Raw genomic sequence first — 19388 nt, 5'->3', positions numbered from 1 at the left:
GGTAGCACCGGGGGAGCAGGCCACTTACACCGATTAAAGGAAAAGATTTCACTATGAGCACTTTGGAAATCCGTAACCTCCACGCGCAGGTGCTGCCGACCGACGAGTCTGCTGAGCCCAAGGAGATTTTGAAGGGCGTCAACCTGACGATCAACTCTGGCGAGACCCACGCTGTGATGGGGCCGAACGGCTCCGGTAAGTCCACCCTGAGCTACACCATCGCAGGTCACCCCCGTTACGAAGTCACCGAAGGCGAGATTCTGCTCGACGGCGAGAACGTGCTGGAGATGAGCGTCGATGAGCGCGCTCGGGCTGGTCTCTTCCTGGCGATGCAGTACCCGGTTGAGGTCACCGGCGTGTCCATGTCCAACTTCCTGCGCTCTGCAGCAACCGCTGTCCGTGGCGAAGCTCCGAAGCTGCGCCACTGGGTCAAGGAGGTCCGTGAGGCAATGGCTGACCTGGAGATCGATTCGTCGTTCTCCGAGCGCTCCGTAAACGAGGGTTTCTCCGGTGGCGAAAAGAAGCGTCACGAGATTCTGCAGCTCGACCTGCTGAAGCCGAAGTTCGCCATCCTGGATGAGACTGACTCCGGCCTTGACGTCGACGCTCTGCGCGTCGTCTCCGACGGCATTAACCGCTACCAGAACGAAAACGACGGCGGCATCCTGATCATTACTCACTACCAGCGCATCCTGAACTACGTGAAGCCGGACTACGTCCACGTCTTCCACGATGGTCACTTCATCACCTCCGGCGGCCCGGAGCTTGCAGACGAGCTGGAAGAGCACGGCTACGAGAAGTTCATCAATGCCTAACGCCGAACTACTCAGCCCATCACTACGCGAGGACTTTCCGATTCTGTCGCGCACTGTCCGTGACGGAAAGCGGCTGGTCTACCTGGACTCCGGAGCGACCTCGCAGCGCCCGAAACAGGTCATCGATGCTGAGGTGGAGTTTCTAACCCACCACAACGCCCCGGTGCACCGCGGTGCCTACGAGATTGCTGAGGAGGCCACGGACGCCTACGAAGATGCCCGCGAAGCCATCGCAGGCTTCATCGGCGCCGACTACGACGAGCTGGTCTTCACCAAGAACGCCACCGAAGCGTTGAACACAGTGGCATTTGTGCTTGGCGACAACCGCGCAGGTCAGTACCAGGTCGGCGAGGGTGACGAGATTGTCGTCACTGAGCTGGAGCATCACGCGAATTTGGTGCCGTGGCAGGAGCTGGCTCGTCGCACTGGCGCGACACTGCGTTGGTACGGCGTGACTGAGGACGGCCGCATTGACATGGACTCGCTGAAGCTCAGCGACAAGACCAAGGTTGTGGCCTTTACCCATCAGTCAAACGTCACCGGTGCAGTCACCGATGTGGAGGAAATGGTGCGCCGTGCTCGTGAGGTCGGTGCTCTGGTAGTCCTCGATGCTTGCCAGTCGGTGCCGCATATGCCTGTCGATGTCAAGAATCTCGATGTGGATTTCCTAGCGTTCTCCGGCCATAAGATGCTCGGCCCCAACGGGGTCGGTGCGCTCTACGCTCGCCGGGAACTGCTGGAGGCTCTGCCACCGTTCCTCACTGGTGGCTCGATGATTGAGGTCGTCACCATGGAGAAGACCACCTTCGCAGCGCCTCCGCAGCGCTTTGAGGCGGGAACCATGATGACTTCTCAGGTCGTCGGCCTTGGTGCTGCGGTGAAGTACTTGGATGCCATCGGTATGGATAAGGTGGCGGCTCATGAGCATCGCCTGACCGCGCTCGCGCTGGAAAAGCTGCAGGAAATTGACGGCGTGACCATCATCGGTCCGACTACCCCAGAGCAGCGTGGCTCTGCCGTGTCCTTTAAGGTCGAGGGCATTCACCCGCACGATCTTGGCCAGGTTCTCGACGACCAGGGTGTGTGCATCCGAGTCGGACACCACTGCGCGTGGCCGATTCACCAGATTCTCAACGCTCAGTCGACCGCCCGGGCATCCTTCTACATCTACAACACGGAAGAGGACGTTCAGGCGCTTGCCGACGCAGTGCGCCACGCCCAGAAGTTCTTCGGTGTCACCCCGTAACTTTAAGAAAGGAGAGGGACATGAAGCTCGAGCAGATGTACCAGGAAGTCATCCTGGATCACTACAAGCATCCGCAGCACGCAGGTTTGCGGGAGCCTTTCAACGCGGAAGTGCACCATGTCAACCCGTCGTGTGGCGATGAACTCACGCTTCGCGTCACCCTGAACGACGACCTCACCGTCGTCAATGACGTCTCCTATGACGCCGTGGGCTGTTCTATCTCACAGGCCTCCACCTCAGTTATGGCTGAGGAGATTGTCGGCAAGACTGTCGACGAGGCCATGGCCAAACTCACCGAGTTCGAGAAGATGGTCACGTCCCGTGGCAAGATTGAAGGCGACGAGGACATTATCGGCGATGGCATTGCCTTCGCTGGTGTCTCTAAGTACCCTGCCCGTGTGAAGTGCGCACTTCTCGGTTGGAAAGCTTTCCAGGCCGCAACCGCTGAGGCTCTGGCCAACGCCGCTGAAGGCAACGGCGTTGGCACCGCGACTGTAACTGTTACCGCTGACGAGGAAGGCCACCACCATGACTGAACCAAACGCTATTGACGCCACCTCGCCCGCACAGCCTGACGCTGTCGACGAGGACACCATGACCACTGGCGCTCCAATCGATGAGGGGGATGCGTACGAGTCCATCACCGTCCCGCCGGCACCGGAGCAGACCGAAGCCGATAACAAGCTCGCCATCCAGGTTGAAGAGGCTATGTACGAGGTTGTTGACCCAGAACTCGGAGTCAACGTCGTGGACCTGGGCCTGGTTTATGACATCTGGATAGAAGAAGGCGACATTGCCGCTATCTTCATGACTCTCACGTCCCCAGCCTGCCCGCTGACCGATATGCTCACCGACCAGACTGCCTCTGAGGTCATGAAGGTCGAGGGTATCCGCGACTTCCGCCTCAACTGGGTCTGGTCCCCGGCATGGGGCCCGCACATGATTACCGAGGAAGGCCGCGAGCAGATGCGCGCTCTCGGCTTCTCGGTCTAGACGATCAGTGACAGCGGTGATGAGTGCACCGCTACGTAAAAAGTGCTTGGCGACGAGCTCCTGGCTCGTTCAGCTAGGCACTTTTTCGTTTGTTTTTGAGTTACTGACTACGTTTATGGCTGGCATCGGTAGGGCGATGAGAGTTACTGACTGCATTTATGTCAAAAATGGCCCGAAAAATGATCTGAAAGCGTCATAAACTCGCACAGTTTCACATTTGCAGCCCGTATTCTCACGTGCGGCCCATAATTTTTTAGGGTTGTCCGATTTAGAGTTAAAAAGCGACCCCACCTGGCGCTAAAAGAGTGCCAAGCGGGGTCGCTATTGTCTTCGACTGCTAATCCGAGTCGTGAGAGTTCGATGCGAGATGCATTAGCTATTCACAGCTATTCACAGCCATTCGCAGCTATTCGCGACTCATGTCTGCGGTGGCCGGGTCAACGAGCTTAGAGCCCGTTGCCTTCTTATGGATGAACCACAGCAGGACGAAGACCGGAATACCCAGGTACGGAGTGAGGATAGCGAAGATATTCTCGCCAGTGCGAATCGGGTCAAGTGCCTGTCCGGCCACCACAAAGAAGCACATAATCAGTGCCAGCACAGCACCTGCGGGGAAAAAGTTCGCCTTGTAGGGAAGCGAATCCAACGGGATATTCTGGGTCTTCAGACACTTGCGGAAGCGGTAGTGGCTGAAAGAGATACCAAACCAGGTGATAAAACCCGCGAGCGCAGAGAGCGTCAGCAAGAAGGTGTACGCCGCACCATCGCCTACCAATGAAGTAATGAAGCCAGCCATACCGATGACAGCGGTGGCGATCAGAGCGCGCAGCGGAACGCCGTGCCCGGAAAGCTTGCCGAAGTAACGCGGAGCCTGTCCATGGCGAGCCAGGGAAAACAGCATACGAGTGGATACATACATACCGGAGTTACCCGCAGACAACACCGAAGTCAGAATGACGGCGTTCATCAGGCCAGCGGCAATCGCGATACCTGCGCGTTCAAAGACCAGAGTGAACGGTGAAATGGAAATGTTGTCCTCAGCCGCGTTCAGAAGATTCGGGTCAGTGTACGCAATAAGGAAACCAATAACAGCGATGGCACCGATGTAGAACAGCAGAATACGCCAGAAGATAGTGCGAATCGCGCGGGGAATGGTGCGCTCAGGATCCTCAGCCTCACCTGCTGCTACACCAACCATCTCGGTGCCCTGGAAGGAATAGCCGGCTACGACGAAAACGGCCAGCAGTCCCATTCCGCCGTTGACGAATGGGGCATCGCCCGTGGTCCAGTTTTCAAAGCCGGGGGAGGACCCACCCAAGATGCCGAAAATCATGCCGACACCAAGAACGAGGAAGACGATAACGGTAATGACCTTGATGGTCGCAAACCAGAACTCACCCTCGCCGAATGCACGTGCGGACAGGGCATTCAGCCCGAATAGAATCGCGAGGAAGAGCGCGGACCAGACGATTGAAGGCACATCCGGGAACCAATAGCGCATCACCAGTGCAGCAGCGACGAGCTCTGCGGCCACAGTAATCGCCCAATTAAACCAGTAGTTCCAGCCCATGGCAAAGCCGAAGGATTCTGAGACGTATCGGCGACCGTACTCCTGGAAGGAACCGGGCACTGGCAGGTAGGCGGCCATCTCGCCGAGAGACTGCATAACCAGCCACACCATGATGCCGATAAGGGCGTAAGCGATGAGCGCACCGCCTGGACCGGCCTGCGAAATGGTCGCACCGGAGGCAACAAACAGGCCCGTGCCAATGGCACCGCCAATGGCAATCATGTTCAGGTGGCGAGCTCTCAGCCTGCGCTGAAGCTTATGGTTGTGTGAGGAATTCTCCTCAGATTGCGTCGAAGTCATTCACTTATCATAAGCGTTTCCACTCCGGTGAATGCAAAAACCACACCGCTTTAATTGTTGGTATCACCCCACAAATCGGCTGATGTATATGCTTCCCGTCAACGATTTCTCCATCTCCCAGGTCCCCGCATAAACCCTGCGATGAGCTTTCCGCACGTTCGCGGACTCTTTTTCAGCAAAGGCACTGCCACTTTCGCCATAGCGCGAAGCGTCGTCAGTGGGGATGTCCCTATCAAATAGGCAAACACGTCCTTCTCCGGCAACGAAAAGAACGCCCGAAAAAACGCACCCGTCTGTCGTGCATCGAACCCCAGCAACGCCGCGAGTCCACGTTCGCGTAGCCATCGCTGCAATCGCATGCTTAACGACGTCCCCAGCGACCGGCTTCCCTTCTTTTCCATATCGGCCAAGAAACGGTCGACATCTTCGATAACCGACTCCACCGAGTAACCAGTGGCAGGATGCATCCAACCGCCTGCAAAGCCGAAGAGGGTGCCCATGGATGGTCCGTTGTGCGTCAAGGCACCGCGGCGAGAGGGAAAGTTTGCCAGTAGGGGAAAGGACACCACTTCTTCGTCAATGGCCAGATCTTCCGAGAGCTCCAGGGACTTCAACCGTGCTTTTTGGCGTCTCCGCAACAGCTCTAGAAGTACGGAGTCATCGGCCTTACCGCCGGTGCCGACTGCCGCACCGGTTTCGTCGAGATGCCCGGCAACCATAGGAGTCGGAGTAGCGAGAATGGTCTCTTCAATGAGGAAGGTCCTGTCATCCAAGAAAATGCGATAGGAGAAACTAGCCGGCTCTGTCTCTGGGGCATTCAGGTCTGCTGGAGTGAAGTCCATGAGGACTGCGCGGCGGTGGGCGCTAGGGACGTCGTCAAGCGAAAAGATGTGCCCGATGGCGAGCTGCCGTACCTGCCCACCTCGCCCGACTGCGGCGTGTGCGCGCCCGGTGGTGACAATCGTGATGTCAGCACCCGTGGATTCGGAATCGGTGAGCGAGCGGCGTTCGATGCGGAAACCGCCAAGTTTTTGCAGGCAGTCGTTGTTAACAACGCCGTACGTGCGGGTGAGCTGACGTTCGGTGCCGTCGACAAGAATGACGCTGGGTTGAAAAGTGGCGGCGAGGAAATCGCTGGGCAACCAGTCGGGGAGTTGGTCGCACCAGAGACCAATCGTCGAGGGCAGTGTGCCACCGGCGGGGTCGTAAGCGGTGACATCCCAGCCGCGAGCGGATGCGCGGTGGGCGGCGATTCTTCCGGCGGGCCCGAGGCCGACGACGGAGGCGGTCACGGGAAATGAAGTCATAACTGGTAGGCTACTCGTTCGTGATTGTGACCCATGACCTTGAAGTCCGAGTCGGCGCCCGTACCCTGCTCACTGCGCCGGGTGAGCAGCTGCGCGTCCAGCCGGGAGACCGGATTGGACTCGTCGGGCGAAATGGTGCTGGCAAAACGACGACTATGCGTATCCTCTCCGGCGAAACTGAGCCCTACGGTGGCTCCGTGGTGCGCTCTGGCTCGATTGGTTACCTGCCACAGGACTCACGCGAAGGCAACATCGACATCTCCGCCCGCGACCGTGTGCTGTCGGCGCGAGGCCTTGACCAAATCCGCCGGAGCATGGATCGCCAGCAGGAGATCATGGAGACCGCGACCACTGACACGAAGCGCGATGCGGCGATTCGGAAGTTTTCGCGTCTCGAGGAGCGCTACCACGATCTCGGCGGCTACGAGGCGAACGCTGAGGCAGCCCGCATTTGCGACGCGCTGGGGTTGCCGGAGCGCGTACTCGACCAGCCTCTGAAGACGCTCTCGGGTGGTCAGCGCCGCCGTGTCGAACTTGCTCAGATTCTCTTCGCCGCTACCGAAGGCTCAGGCAAGTCCGCCACGACACTGCTTCTCGACGAGCCGACGAACCACCTCGATGCGGATTCGATTACCTGGCTCCGCGAATTCCTCAGCAAGCATGAGGGCGGCTTGATTATGATCTCGCACGATGTCGAGCTGCTCGAGGCCGTGTGTAACAAAGTCTGGTTCCTCGACGCGGTGCGCGCCGAAGCTGATGTGTACAACATGGGCTGGAAGAACTACCTGTCGGCACGCGCGACCGATGAGGCTCGACGTCGCCGCGAGTTCGCTAACGCGGAGAAGAAGGCCAGCGCACTGCGCAAGCAGGCCGAGAAGCTAGGTGCGAAGGCGACGAAAGCCCGTGCGGCCAAGCAGATGGTGGCTCGTGCTGAGCGTATGATGGATAGTCTCGACGAGGTCCGCGTCGAGGACAAGGTCGCCCACATTTCCTTCCCAGAGCCGGCGCCCTGTGGCAAGACTCCACTCAACGCCACGGGACTGACCAAGATGTATGGCTCGTTGGAAGTCTTCGCCGGTGTGGATCTTGCGATTGACAAGGGTTCCCGCGTGGTTGTCCTCGGTTTCAACGGTGCTGGTAAGACGACGCTACTGAAGCTACTCGCCGGTGTGGAGCGCACCGATGGCGAAGGCGGCATCGTCTCCGGCCACGGCCTGCGCATCGGCTACTTCGCCCAGGAACATGACACGATTGACCCGGACAAGACTGTCTGGGAAAACACCGTCTACGCCTGCCCTGACGTCAACGAGCCGGAACTGCGGAGCCTACTCGGTGCCTTTATGTTCTCCGGCGATAAGCTGCAGCAGCCAGCGGGTACCCTCTCCGGTGGTGAGAAGACACGTCTAGCGCTGGCGACGCTGGTTAGCTCCCGCGCAAACGTCCTGCTTCTCGACGAGCCCACTAACAACCTCGACCCTCAGTCCCGCGAACAGGTGCTCGACGCACTGCGTACATACACCGGGGCCGTCGTACTGGTTACCCACGATCCAGGTGCGGTCAAGGCGTTAGAGCCCGAGCGCGTCATCGTGCTTCCCGACGGCACGGAAGACCTCTGGAGTGACGACTACATGGAAATCGTCGAGCTGGCTTAAGACGGATCCATTGGCCCAGGCAGGTAACCGTCCTGCTGGGCGAGCCTATACATCTCCGACTTGTTAAGGCTGTTCTCGGCCCGGCCAGCTGCCGCATACTTGGCTCGAATGCGGCCCAAGTAGTCCAACACGGTGTTCGGTGTCAGCCCTGTCATCGACGCGACTCGCTTCGTCGACTCACCGGAGGCGTAGAGCTCCAGTACCTCACGCTGGCGTTCTGACAAATCGACAGAATCGAGCAGGGGATCAGAGTCCACTACCGATGCCCATTCCGTAGTCAGCGCGCCCTTGCCAAGCGCCGCCAGCCGTACTGCAGACACGACTGTTTCCGGGGTTTCCGATTTCTGAACAACCCCCATCACTCCGGTACGCACTGCCTTTCGGACAAGGTATGGGCTTTCAGCTGACGAGAGAATGAGCACGTGGTCGGTGACCAATTCCAGCGAGAGCACGTTCTGCGCTGGATCTGAATTATCCGCCAGCCGCAGATCCAGCACGACCACATCCAGGCGATCATCAGTGCCCACATCAGCCAGTAGTGCCGGCACAGTTTGATAACAGCCGACGAGCTCAAAGTCTGGCTCTGCAGACAGCAGGGTTTCGAGCCCCTGCAGAGTCAAGGCATGATCATCAATCGCAGCAACGCGAAGCAAACGATCCGACTGCACGCTGTAATCTCCGATGTTGTCGGAGTCAATTGCAGCCGAGACGTCGATGGAAGCATTGCTCATTCCCGCAATGTTTTCCCTAGTCACGTGACATCACTATCCTCTCACCGGCTTCATCAAACCTTTGCACTCCATTGTCATCAGAAATGGATGCAAATGCACGTCTGCCCGGGGGCAATAGACGAATTGTTACCGATCCTTCTTCGGCGTTATCGATCGTTTCGAGGAAGCTCGGCATCAACTTAGCCACCGCGGAATCATCGTCGACAAGCGGAATACGGCGCACATCGGTGCTACCGGAAACGGCCTGCGTGTGATTGCGGTCATCGAGGAGCCGGACATGAACGCCTCTGGCCCGCGCGTCCCAAACAGCTTGGTGAAGTGACCCGACATTTAGATGCGGCGAACGTAGAACGTCTCGGAGGAGCTGCTCTGTGAGACGCGCACGCAACTGCAATCGCGGGGTCGGTTTATCCAAAACTGCAGCGGCGCTAAATATGGGACCGACCTGACGCTGCAGCCATTCGTAGTTGCTCTGGCTGCTGATTTCGTACTCTTTGGCAGCACCGGCAGTGTACAGCGCACGATTATAATCCTGAATAGACTGCGGAACGGTACGCATAAAGAAGCGGACCATGATGGACGTCAAAATTCCAGCGACCAGCATCACGGAGCGAACTAGCAGGTCGACTCCAGAGATACTGATGTGGGTGGAATCCGAGGGGGCAAAGGGGAAGAACTTGAGTATCTCCACCAGGATTGCGCCACCGAGCACTGAATTCAGTGCAACCCAGGGTCGGCCGCGGATGGCGAGCAATGCAGACGCAAAAGAAATTAAGCTAAAGTGCCAGAAATACGACCATTCCAAATTATTTGGAATGGGCTGGTAAAGCCCAACCCCAGCTAATACAACAATTGCGACACCAATTACAAATGCGCGATTTAACGGCAATTGCGAATGGCGACCATACATAATTAGCCCGAGAAGACCGATCGCTAACGCCAGGCTGATTTGTCCTGCCGTCGTAAATAATTGCCCATTACTGACTAGGACCATGAACAACACGCCGACGATCGCGCCGTAGAACTGCCAGGAAAAAACAATCGACATTCCCATGAGGTCATACAGCGATGTCGTATGAGCCGAGGAATCGACTACATCTTCCTCTTCCACAGGAGAGGTATTACCGTGCCATTTGAGAATAACCTGAGTACCTTTCCCAGGTTTTGATTTAACGTCGGCATCTCCGCCACGAAGGGCCTCCATTCGACCTTTAACACTTAATCGAATACCTGCACGATGCGGGTCAATTCCTTCGGGGTCGAACCCGCTGCCATCATCACGAAAATCAATGGAGACCTCGCCAGAGGCAACACGAATGTGGCACTTCTTTTCCGCCGTGGTACCTGCATGACGCTTGGCATTATTTGCCACCTCAGTTGCAGCTAATAGGAACGTGTTAGCAACTTCTCCTGGGAGACGAACTGGACCGCCTTCTTCGCTGGTATCTAGCGTTACCGAAATGTCAGAGCTCACCGACAGCAATTGCGCCCGTACAGCCTCCGCAAAAGTTCGACCGCTTACTGTTTGCCGAGGCGAGAAAAACAGCCCAGTCTGCTCGTCTAGCGAGAAGTCAATCTTAGAGCCCTTACCAATTGCAGACAGTGCGGCTAATACATAGTCATGAACATAGGCGTTGAAGCTACTCATTGCCTCTCCGCGGACACGCATACGCTCCGCTCTCTCATTGACCTTCCGAGAATTCTCGTAGGTGTAGTCAATAAGCCTTGCGACGGGTTGTGCAGAGCCCGCGATAATCACAAATGGAAAAGTGTTGATGAGATTGAATCCGACATCCGACAACATGTCGAGCCAAAAAGTGTGCCCCAGCAACCATGAATTAATGACGGCAATCAGTCCGGGAACAAATACCATCACGGACAAACTGATGTGGAGTGGCACCGTCAGCGCAAATGCAGCGAGGGCCAAACCTGAAAATGGGCTATACCAGAGTGCATTTCCAATGGAGTTATGAGGCAGATCCCAATAGGTTGAAACCAACATCAGGAAAACCAACATGATGTACATCGGTACACGCAGTGCGGCAATAAGGCCTCGCCGCGTATTGTTGATCACTGCCCAAATCAGCAACATATCGCTGAGAATGAATATGAGTAGTGATGCAAAAGGGAACCAGTGGCTCAGAAAGTTTTCTAAGGGGACAGAACGAATAGCCGATTCAATCTGCCACAAAAATCCGGTGACGGCAATAATAATCGCACCGGATCGCAGCACAGACATTTCAATTGATGGTGACTGTCCGGCAAGTGCCGAATCGGGATTCCACCTCTCCATGCGACAATCACATTCCTTTTGCTTATTGCCACTAGATAAAACTAATCAGCCTCTACAAGCGGTATGAAGCCGGACGAAATTCTGAAGAATTCGTCCACTTCGTGCAACATCCAACTGCCGCGCGGCCGATACCGCTTCAAGATCTGTTCCTGGTAAATAGTATCCCTGATTGGCGTAAATCAGGAGACGCTGGGCAAACGTGTTGGCATCTAATTCCGGGTGGAACTGCGTCGCATATGCATTGTGGCCCAACCGGAACATCTGCACTGGACAGTCCTTTCCAGTTGCCAGCAATGTAGCGTCGCCTGGAAGCTCTTCGATGGCCTCCTTGTGGCCTACGATGGCGTGAAAACGGGCCGGCAAACCTTCAAGAATTGGGTCTGCTTCTCCATCCGGCGTTGCAGCTACTTCGATTACAGCTGCCTGCTCCCCGTGCTTGCGGGAGACCCGGCCATGACCAGCAGTACCGAGCAGGCCGACACCATAACAAGCTCCGAAGAAGGGGAAATCTCGCTCGAGCACTTCTGCCAGCAAATCCTCAAACCAGGTCTCGACCTCCTTTTGTAGATAGCTCTTATCGTCGTCGGAGGCGTTAAAGGGACCTCCGCCAACGATTACTCCTGAGTAGTTATCAAGATTTAGATTGGCCGGACGCGATTGTTCCAGGCGAATTTGATGCAACTTCGCCGGCGCCAACCCACATCTCCTGGCAAATGAGAGATGTTCTGCGTGAGCTGCGGCATCTTCGCCACGTGTGGAAAGCAAGAGGAAGGGCTTGGCGGAGGTAGACATATGTGGGAAAAGAATTTCGTAAAAAAGGGGAGCTGGAAGGGACAGAGATTACTGCACCATTAGCATGCTCGGATTGGCAGCATGCGTACATACGTGCATAAATCGGGGGATGATTGACGCAACGGCCTGGAGGTTTACATCAGATACCTTTAGTCGAATCGCGTCGACTTCCTTCGGGTCAAAGTAACCGACGTCGGTGTAGAAAGACATTCTGCGGAGCAGTCCGTTAGCATTCATCTCCGGATGAAATTGGGTAACCCAGTTATTCGACCCGATCGAGTACATCTGCACCGGACAGGTTGGGCCTGTGGCAAGCAAAGTTGCATGATTGGGAAGCTCCGCAACGGATTCCTTGTGGCCAGTCAACGCATAAAAAGCCGGAGGTAACACCGAAGCTATTGGATCCTGAGTAGCAGCTTCGGTGAGCTCTACCCGGGTAGAACCCGCTACTTCGCCGTGACGCAGGTTAACCAAACCACCCGAAGTAAAGGCCGTGTAGCTAGCGCCGTAGCAGATAAGCAGTGCGGGGACAGGACTCCTAAGTACGTCGTAAAGCACATCGTGCGAATACTTCTGCAGACCCGAATGCTCTAGGTCGGTGACGTTAAATGGGCTGCCACCGACGAATACTCCGTCATAGGAGGTCAGGTCGGGTAACTTAGCGCCGACAGCGTCGATGGTAAACAGATCCAACTGGCTGGGCTCAAGCCCGGTGGAATCCAGAAAGTCCTGGTACTCGGCTTGCCCAGCACCATCTGCGGGGCGGAGCGCCACCAACAAAAACTTACCCACACTCATAAATAGACAGCTTAGTCCATATTGAGTGAAATCTATGCATCTTCACCGGTCAAACGGGATAAATCCACGATAGAAAGCCGAAACCCGCTCCCGTTTTAGGGAAGCGGGTGGTACGGAACGCTTTCAGGCCTAGCCTGAGTGGCTAGTCCTTGCGCCGTAAGCTGTCTTCAACTAAATCAAGCACGGAATCCAATTCGTCGACAGTGCGACCAGATGCCAGACGAACGATGATGCCATCGAGCATCAGCTCGAGAAAAAGCTGCATCGTGCGAACCGAATAATCCGACCGTAGAGAGCCGGATGAAGATGTCTGGGTCAATCGGTGGGCAACAGCGTCATCCAATTGATCCTGATGGCCCAACCATTGGCCCTTAAACTCCGGGTCGCTGCGAAGGCGACGGGCAATCTCAAGGCGAGTTCCCAGCCAGCCATGCTTGTCTGGGTTCGCCACGATATCACGCATTACTTCCACTAATCCGGAAGACTCCGCGACTTCCGCCATATTTGCGGCATCTTCTTCGGCCAATGCTAAGAACAGACCTTCTTTGGATCCGAAGTGATGGAAAATAGCACCGCGAGACTTACCGGTAGTGGCCTCCAAACGAGAGACCGTTGCGCCGTCGTAGCCGAATTCTGCAAAGCACTGCCGCGCGCCGTCGAGAATTTCGTGCCGCCGTTGAGCTAAATCCTGGTTACTCACTTTTGGCATAAGGAAACTCTTTTCTTGCCGGCGACGCCCAGGGGGCATATTTCACTGCATGACGTGGCAACGCCATTCCTATACGTCCCAAGCCTCATTTTGGTTGGGGTAGAGAAACCCGAGGCCGGCAGGGCGCTAGTCCGTGGGGTATGAATCCGCGGGCTAGCGCAACCTACCGGCCTCTAGAAGCGCTGCTTACAACAAGCCCTAGCGCGCACGAGTCAAAGGGAAACTAGTTGCCCTTGATCATGTTGCGCAGGACGTACTGCAGAATACCGCCGTGGCGGTAGTACTCAGCCTCACCAGGGGTATCGATGCGGACCACAGCGTCGAAGTCGAAGGACTCGCCGTTTTCCTTGGTAACCGTGACCTTGACGGTCTTCGGAGTGGAACCGTTGTTCAGCTCCTCCAGACCAGCGATGTCGAAGGTCTCAGTGCCATCGATGCCCAGGGACTTCCAGGACTCACCCTCAGGGAACTGCAGCGGCACAACGCCCATGCCGATGAGGTTCGAGCGGTGAATACGCTCGAAGGACTCAGCGATGACAGCCTTGACGCCGAGCAGGAGGGTTCCCTTAGCTGCCCAGTCACGGGAGGAACCGGTGCCGTATTCCTTACCACCAACAACGACCAGCGGAGTGCCAGCCTCCTTGTAGTTCATGGCAGCGTCGTAGATGAATGCCTGCGGGCCACCCTCCTGGGTGAAGTCGCGAGTGTAACCACCGGTGACGCCGTCAAGCAGCTGGTTCTGCAGACGGATGTTAGCGAAGGTACCGCGAACCATGACCTCGTGGTTACCACGACGAGAACCCAGGGAGTTGTAGTCCTTGCGCTCAACGCCCATGGAGTCGAGGTACTGAGCAGCCGGGGTTCCCGGCTTAATGGAGGATGCCGGGGAAATGTGGTCGGTGGTCACCGAGTCACCCAGAGCTGCGAGGACGCGAGCACCCTTGATGTCGGAAACCGGTGCCGGCTCCATTTCCATCTCGTCAAAGTACGGTGCCTTGCGGATGTAGGAAGACTTGTCGTCCCAAGCGAAGGTCTTACCCTCCGGGGTCGGCAGGTTCTGCCAGCGCTCGTCACCAGCAAAGACGTCCTTGTAGTCCTCGTCGTAGAGCTCGGAGGAGATGGAAGCCTCGATGGTGGCCTCAATCTCTTCAGTGGACGGCCAAATATCACGCAGGAAGATGTCGTTGCCCTCTGCGTCCTGCCCCAGAGCGTCGGTCTCGAAGTCGAAGTCCATGGTACCGGCAATAGCGTAAGCGATAACCAGGATCGGGGAGGCCAGGTAGTTCATCTTCACGTCAGGGGAGATGCGGCCTTCGAAGTTACGGTTACCGGACAGAACTGCGGTAGCAGCCAGGTCGACCTCGTTGATGGCAGAGGAAATCTCAGCCGGCAGCGGACCGGAGTTACCGATACAGGTTGCACAACCGAAGCCGGACAGGTAGAAGCCCAGAGCCTCGAGATCCTTCCACAGGTCAGCGCGCTTGAAGTAGCCGTTGACAACCTGGGAACCCGGAGCACAAATGGTCTTGACCCACGGCTTTGCATGCAGGCCCTTCTCGACAGCCTTACGTGCCAACAGACCAGCGCCAACCATGACCGACGGGTTGGAGGTGTTGGTACAAGAAGTGATGGAAGCGATGGCGACCATACCGTGGTCGAGCGTGTACTCGCCGCCCTTCGGGGAAGTGACGGTAATTGGGGAGCTCGGGCGACCTTCAGCGCTGTCAGCAGCGGACTCGCCGTGACCCTCGCGGGACTCGTTGTAGTCTGCAGCCAGCTCGGAAGTCGGTGCGGAAGCCTTGACAGCGCCCTTGATCTCGCCGTCGGAGTAGTTGTGCAGGTCCTTACGGAACTGTTCCTTGGCGGAAGCCAGCTCGATGCGGTCCTGCGGACGCTTTGGACCAGCGATGGACGGAACGACGGTGGACAGGTCCAGCTCGAGGTACTCGGAGTACTCAGCCTCCGGAGTGTTCTCGTCCAACCACATACCCTGAGCCTTGGCGTAAGCCTCGACGCGCTCCAGGGTCTCCTTGTCGCGGCCGGTCAGGGCCAGGTACTTGACGGTCTCATCGTCGATCGGGAAGATTGCGGCGGTGGAACCAAACTCCGGCGACATGTTACCGATGGTCGCACGGTTGGCCAGCGGCAGCTTGGAGACGCCAGCGCCGTAGAACTCTACGAACTTGCCGACGACGCCGTGCTGGCGCAGCATGTCGGTAACGGTGAGCACAACGTCGGTTGCGGTAACGCCCGGCTGAATGTCGCCAGTCAGCTTAAAGCCAACGACGCGCGGAATGAGCATGGAAATCGGCTGGCCGAGCATTGCAGCCTCAGCCTCAATACCACCAACACCCCAGCCCAGGATGCCCAGGCCGTTCTGCATGGTCGTGTGGGAGTCAGTACCAACACAGGTGTCCGGGTATGCCAGGCCGTTGTTCTCGAAGACAACGCGAGCCAGGTACTCGATGTTGACCTGGTGGACAATACCGGTTCCCGGAGGAACAACGCGGAAGTTGGAGAATGCACCAGTACCCCAGCGGAGGAACTTGTAGCGCTCATCATTGCGCTGGTACTCAATCTCGACGTTCTTAGCCAGAGCGTCTTCGCTACCGAAGGCCTCGATGATGACCGAGTGGTCGATGACCATCTCGGCCGGGTTCAGCGGGTTAACCTGATCCGGGTCGCCGCCGAGAGTCTTAACAGCCTCACGCATGGTAGCCAGGTCAACAACACAGGCGACGCCAGTGAAGTCCTGCATAATAACGCGAGCAGGGGTGAACTGAATCTCGATCGACGGATCAGCGGAAGGAACCCAGTTGGCGACAGCCTTGATGTGCTCCTCAGTGATGTTGGCGCCATCTTCGTTGCGCAGCAGGTTCTCACCGAGAACCTTCAACGAGTAAGGCAGCTTCTCCATACCCGGCACAGCATCAAGAGCGAAGTAGTCATAAGACTTGTCTCCGACCTCAAGCTTGCGCAGGGCGTTGAAAGAGTTCTTGCTTTCAGCCACAGTCAGCTCCATTTCTATTCGGGTGAATTGTCGCCTTAGCTGAAGAGACCGGCACTCGAATTTCGGCCCTTCACAAGGCATAGGTGCGATCACGCCGCCCCTTATCAACCAATTAAAGCAATAATCACGATGCGGGGCACACGAGCCCACGCACACGTTTTTAAGGAAGCGTTACCGTCCTTGCATCAACAATAACAGTACGAACGTTCTGTATGTAGATTACCCGCGGCGCGCCGAGTCAAGCTACCCCCGTTCACGTCCAAGACAGGCCATTATAGAGGGGACAAACGAAGCAGCATCTCCGCCAAATTGGGGCGCGTGGAAACCATTCTCACGCAAAACAGGAGCACGATACGGAAGGCAGTTAATGCATACGCCAGCAGATTCACAGGCAGCGAAAGAAACCGTCGAAAAGGCGGTCGCTCAGCTACGCACCGACAACATCGTGACAAATAACCCACAGCTCCGAGAAGCGGTCCAGCCAATTGTCGACGATGCCGCAAATCGGGGGGTTCCCAATTTCAATATCATCTACCTGGATAGCGAGAAGATTTACCCCGTTTCCGAGCAAAAGAATACGGACATCTTTTCCTTTGCCCGCCAAGTGGCAGACCAAGTCGGCGGAACCACTGTTGTGCGCACGCCAGGCAATGTGGCCACCGCATCTGCCGATTTTCCCCGCGCAGCTATTGAACGCGCCGACCACGCAATGATGGAGACCCCTCGAGACTATCCGGCGGGCCTAGATGCCTACTTGCACGAACTTACTAACTACGTCGTTCCATGGACTCTTTACAGCCTGATCGCAGGCGTAGTTATCGTCGCACTCTTCGTTGGACTGACGTTCTACTGGCTACGTACACGCCCAACCACCTAAGGGGTCGCTTTACGACGGGCACTGAAGCTTATCAGCCCCACCGAGTAGATTCACCGCCCCGGTTTTCCATCCCCAGGCAAGAGATAGGGTAAGTGCCCCACAAACTGGTAGCAGCGAGGAAACCAGGCTCCACCTAAATTGGATAACACTGTTGCAGTCATCGTAATGATGTCAACGACTTTACATAGGTCAAGCATCAACGCTTGACCTTTTTTCATGCGCGTTACCCCGAATAACTACCTGCAATGCTTCGGCACGCCGACAGGCCATCGAATAGTGACATAATTCACACACAAAACTAGGGTTCGACATAACCGCAGGCCACGACGTATAACGAAACGGTTACAAAGCAGGGGACGGTTGGTAATTTTGTTACTTATGTTTTTTTAGAGCTTTTTGACCCGTAAAGTGCTCGGTGATGCCAATAGTGGACTCAAGGGTCCAGTATTGACCAAAGAAAACTCGCGGGAGCGCTGGTGTTGCTTTTGGTCGTTGTTTCGGTTCGGCGTTTCGTGCAGTTCCGCTCAAGACCAGAAGACAACAACAGGAAGATATCCAACGATGGGGAAGTCGCTGGTGTCGGACCTGAGGCGTGAACGCACCCATAGGAGAAATGTAGGAGTAACGCGGTGCCGAGTAATCGCAAAGTCCGTGCATCATATTGGACTCGTCCAATTGCCGGTATTATCACGGCGGGTCTTTTGGCGACGAACACCCAGGTTGCAGTTGCACAGCCACTAAATCCGAGTGACGCCCAGATTCGCCAAGCGCGAGAGGCGGCCTCTAACGCCGAGTCGTACTTGCAGTCCCTGGTCGCCGAGGTGACTTCTAGCGAGCGTCGAGTATCTGACCTCGAGCTACGCATGGGCACTCTCCGCGAGGACGTCAACAAGGCCATGGTGGACCTTGAAACCGCCCGGGATGCCGCTAACCGTACACGCGACGCGGTCAACGAGGCTCGCGCTCAGCTCGATCGTTCTCGTGCTGAGCTCGCTAGTGCACAAAAGCAGTTCGACGAACTGGCACGGACAATCATGCGCCAGGGACGTTCCAGCGGCTCGATTCTTGAGGGCGCGCGAGACGCATCCGACGCTATTAATCGCCTGTCCGCCTTGCGCCGTGAAGCCGACCGTCAAGAGCAGACCGTTGACTCTCTGGACAAGAATCGAACTGAGGCTGCCAACCAGGAGTCGGCACTTCGCAAGAAGAGTGACGAGGCTCAGCAGGCGGAGGCGACTGCAAACCAGCGAAACACCGATGCTCAGAACGCGTACTCCGAGGCAAACCAGGAGCTTCAAAAGGAGCAAGCAGATTACCAGCAGGCTCAAGTTGACCGCGATGCCGCAAAAGCATCTTTGGACGCAGCCCGTAATGCGGTCAACGAGCTGAACTCCCAGCGCCAGAATTATGAGAACGAGCAGGCCCGCAAGGAAGCGGAAGACGCCGCTGCCAAGAAGGCCGCTGAGGAAGCTGCAGCTAAGACTCGTGCCGAGGCCCAGGCGAACCAGGCCGAAGAGGATTCCTCTTCTGAGTCCACAGATGAAAGCAATAGCTCCACTGGTTCTAACAGCTCCACTGGTTCTACTGGTTCTAACAGCTCCACTGGTTCTACTGGTTCTAACAGCTCCACTGGCTCGACTGGTTCTAACAGCTCCACTGGCTCGACTGGTTCTAACAGCTCCACTGGCTCGACTGGCTCCACCAGTTCCTCTGAGACGACCGAATCTACCGGCTCCTCTGAGTCCACCGAGACTTCGGAATCGTCTAGCACCGGCAGCGCGTCGTCAAGCGGCACCCCAGCACAGACTGTGGCGCCGACGAATCCGGAGACCGGTCAGAGCACCTCGGGTTCTTCCAGCCAGAAGGTTGAGACTGTCATCGCACGCGCGATGGGGCAGCTCGGTGTCCCATACGCATGGGGCGGTGGCAACGCCAACGGCCCGACCAAGGGTATCCGTGACGGCGGAGTAGCTGACTCCCACGGCGACTACAACAAGATTGGTTTCGACTGCTCGGGACTGACTCTGTACGCCTACGCCGCTGTTGGCATTGACCTACCTCACTACACCGGCTACCAGTACCAGCGCGGAAAGCACTACCCGGCATCTCAGATGAAGCGTGGTGACCTGCTGTTCTGGGGCCCGAATGGTCACGGCCACGTCGCTATCTACCTGGGCGATGGCAAGATGATTGAGGCACCACAGTCCGGTTCTGTGGTTAAGATCTCGCCAGTCCGTTATAACGGAATGACACCGAACGTTGTCCGCCTCGTCTAGTTTCTAACGACGTGTTCTA

15 protein-coding genes are annotated in these 19388 nt (G+C 56.7%); 7 read left to right on the top strand and 8 right to left on the bottom strand.

The genetic code is table 11. The features are described 5' to 3' along the window. The first annotated feature begins 53 nt into the window (after nucleotides 1–53). The 4 genes from sufC to I6J19_RS08150 are packed head-to-tail and all read left to right on the top strand — an operon-like array spanning nucleotide 54 to nucleotide 3054. Nucleotides 54–815, top strand: coding sequence for a Fe-S cluster assembly ATPase SufC (gene sufC, locus I6J19_RS08165; RefSeq protein ID WP_038625387.1), 762 nt, complete (start codon nucleotides 54–56; stop codon nucleotides 813–815). Then, nucleotides 808–2061, top strand: coding sequence for a cysteine desulfurase (locus tag I6J19_RS08160; RefSeq protein ID WP_038625389.1), 1254 nt, complete (start codon nucleotides 808–810; stop codon nucleotides 2059–2061). The genes sufC and I6J19_RS08160 overlap by 8 nt, the downstream gene beginning before the upstream one ends. Before the next feature lie 20 nt (nucleotides 2062–2081). Further along, complete coding sequence (gene sufU / locus I6J19_RS08155; RefSeq protein WP_038625391.1) at nucleotides 2082–2597, top strand: Fe-S cluster assembly sulfur transfer protein SufU; 516 nt, start codon at nucleotides 2082–2084, stop codon at nucleotides 2595–2597. Continuing rightward, nucleotides 2590–3054 (top strand): metal-sulfur cluster assembly factor, encoded by a 465-nt coding sequence (locus tag I6J19_RS08150; protein WP_038625394.1) that lies wholly within the window; start codon nucleotides 2590–2592, stop codon nucleotides 3052–3054. Before sufU ends, I6J19_RS08150 begins: the two co-directional genes overlap by 8 nt. Nucleotides 3055–3460: 406 nt before the next feature. Here the strand turns inward: I6J19_RS08150 and I6J19_RS08145 are convergent, their stop codons facing one another. Both I6J19_RS08145 and I6J19_RS08140 read right to left on the bottom strand, forming a co-directional pair. Further along, nucleotides 3461–4924, bottom strand: a complete 1464-nt coding sequence (locus I6J19_RS08145; RefSeq protein ID WP_038625396.1) for an amino acid permease — start codon at nucleotides 4922–4924, stop codon at nucleotides 3461–3463. A gap of 98 nt (nucleotides 4925–5022) precedes the next feature. Further along, complete coding sequence (locus I6J19_RS08140; protein ID WP_038625398.1) at nucleotides 5023–6231, bottom strand: lycopene cyclase family protein; 1209 nt, start codon at nucleotides 6229–6231, stop codon at nucleotides 5023–5025. A gap of 20 nt (nucleotides 6232–6251) precedes the next feature. On the opposite strand from I6J19_RS08140, the gene I6J19_RS08135 reads away from it, so the two are divergent. After that, on the top strand, nucleotides 6252–7883 hold the full coding sequence (locus tag I6J19_RS08135) for an ABC-F family ATP-binding cassette domain-containing protein (RefSeq protein ID WP_038625400.1): 1632 nt from the start codon (nucleotides 6252–6254) through the stop codon (nucleotides 7881–7883). Here I6J19_RS08135 and I6J19_RS08130 read toward each other — a convergent pair. The 6 genes from I6J19_RS08130 to acnA form a co-directional block, all read right to left on the bottom strand. Continuing rightward, a complete protein-coding gene (locus tag I6J19_RS08130; protein WP_224786551.1) occupies nucleotides 7880–8638 on the bottom strand; it encodes a response regulator transcription factor in 759 nt (252 codons plus the stop codon). The two genes, I6J19_RS08135 and I6J19_RS08130, sit on opposite strands and share 4 nt — an antisense overlap. Next, on the bottom strand, nucleotides 8631–10907 hold the full coding sequence (locus I6J19_RS08125) for a sensor histidine kinase (RefSeq protein ID WP_038625401.1): 2277 nt from the start codon (nucleotides 10905–10907) through the stop codon (nucleotides 8631–8633). Before I6J19_RS08125 ends, I6J19_RS08130 begins: the two co-directional genes overlap by 8 nt. 45 nt (nucleotides 10908–10952) lie before the next feature. Further along, a complete protein-coding gene (locus tag I6J19_RS08120; protein WP_081913931.1) occupies nucleotides 10953–11699 on the bottom strand; it encodes a glutamine amidotransferase in 747 nt (248 codons plus the stop codon). 48 nt (nucleotides 11700–11747) lie between these two features. Further along, a complete protein-coding gene (locus I6J19_RS08115) occupies nucleotides 11748–12497 on the bottom strand; it encodes a glutamine amidotransferase-related protein (RefSeq protein WP_038625403.1) in 750 nt (249 codons plus the stop codon). A 142-nt stretch (nucleotides 12498–12639) separates the two neighbouring features. Further along, a complete protein-coding gene (locus tag I6J19_RS08110; RefSeq protein WP_038625405.1) occupies nucleotides 12640–13206 on the bottom strand; it encodes a TetR/AcrR family transcriptional regulator in 567 nt (188 codons plus the stop codon). A 223-nt stretch (nucleotides 13207–13429) separates the two neighbouring features. Next, on the bottom strand, nucleotides 13430–16216 hold the full coding sequence (gene acnA, locus I6J19_RS08105) for an aconitate hydratase AcnA (RefSeq protein WP_083279170.1): 2787 nt from the start codon (nucleotides 16214–16216) through the stop codon (nucleotides 13430–13432). A gap of 367 nt (nucleotides 16217–16583) precedes the next feature. On the opposite strand from acnA, the gene I6J19_RS08100 reads away from it, so the two are divergent. Next, nucleotides 16584–17093, top strand: coding sequence for an Rv1476 family membrane protein (locus I6J19_RS08100; protein WP_038625409.1), 510 nt, complete (start codon nucleotides 16584–16586; stop codon nucleotides 17091–17093). Between the two features lie 629 nt (nucleotides 17094–17722). Further along, on the top strand, nucleotides 17723–19369 hold the full coding sequence (locus tag I6J19_RS08095; RefSeq protein ID WP_187402585.1) for a DIP1281 family NlpC/P60 protein: 1647 nt from the start codon (nucleotides 17723–17725) through the stop codon (nucleotides 19367–19369). Nucleotides 19370–19388 lie beyond the last annotated feature (19 nt).

It is taken from the genome of Corynebacterium amycolatum (assembly GCF_016889425.1).
Lineage (GTDB): Bacteria > Actinomycetota > Actinomycetes > Mycobacteriales > Mycobacteriaceae > Corynebacterium > Corynebacterium amycolatum.
Note: the sequence above shows the minus strand (reverse complement) of the source record. Positions and strands in the feature narration are given on the sequence as shown.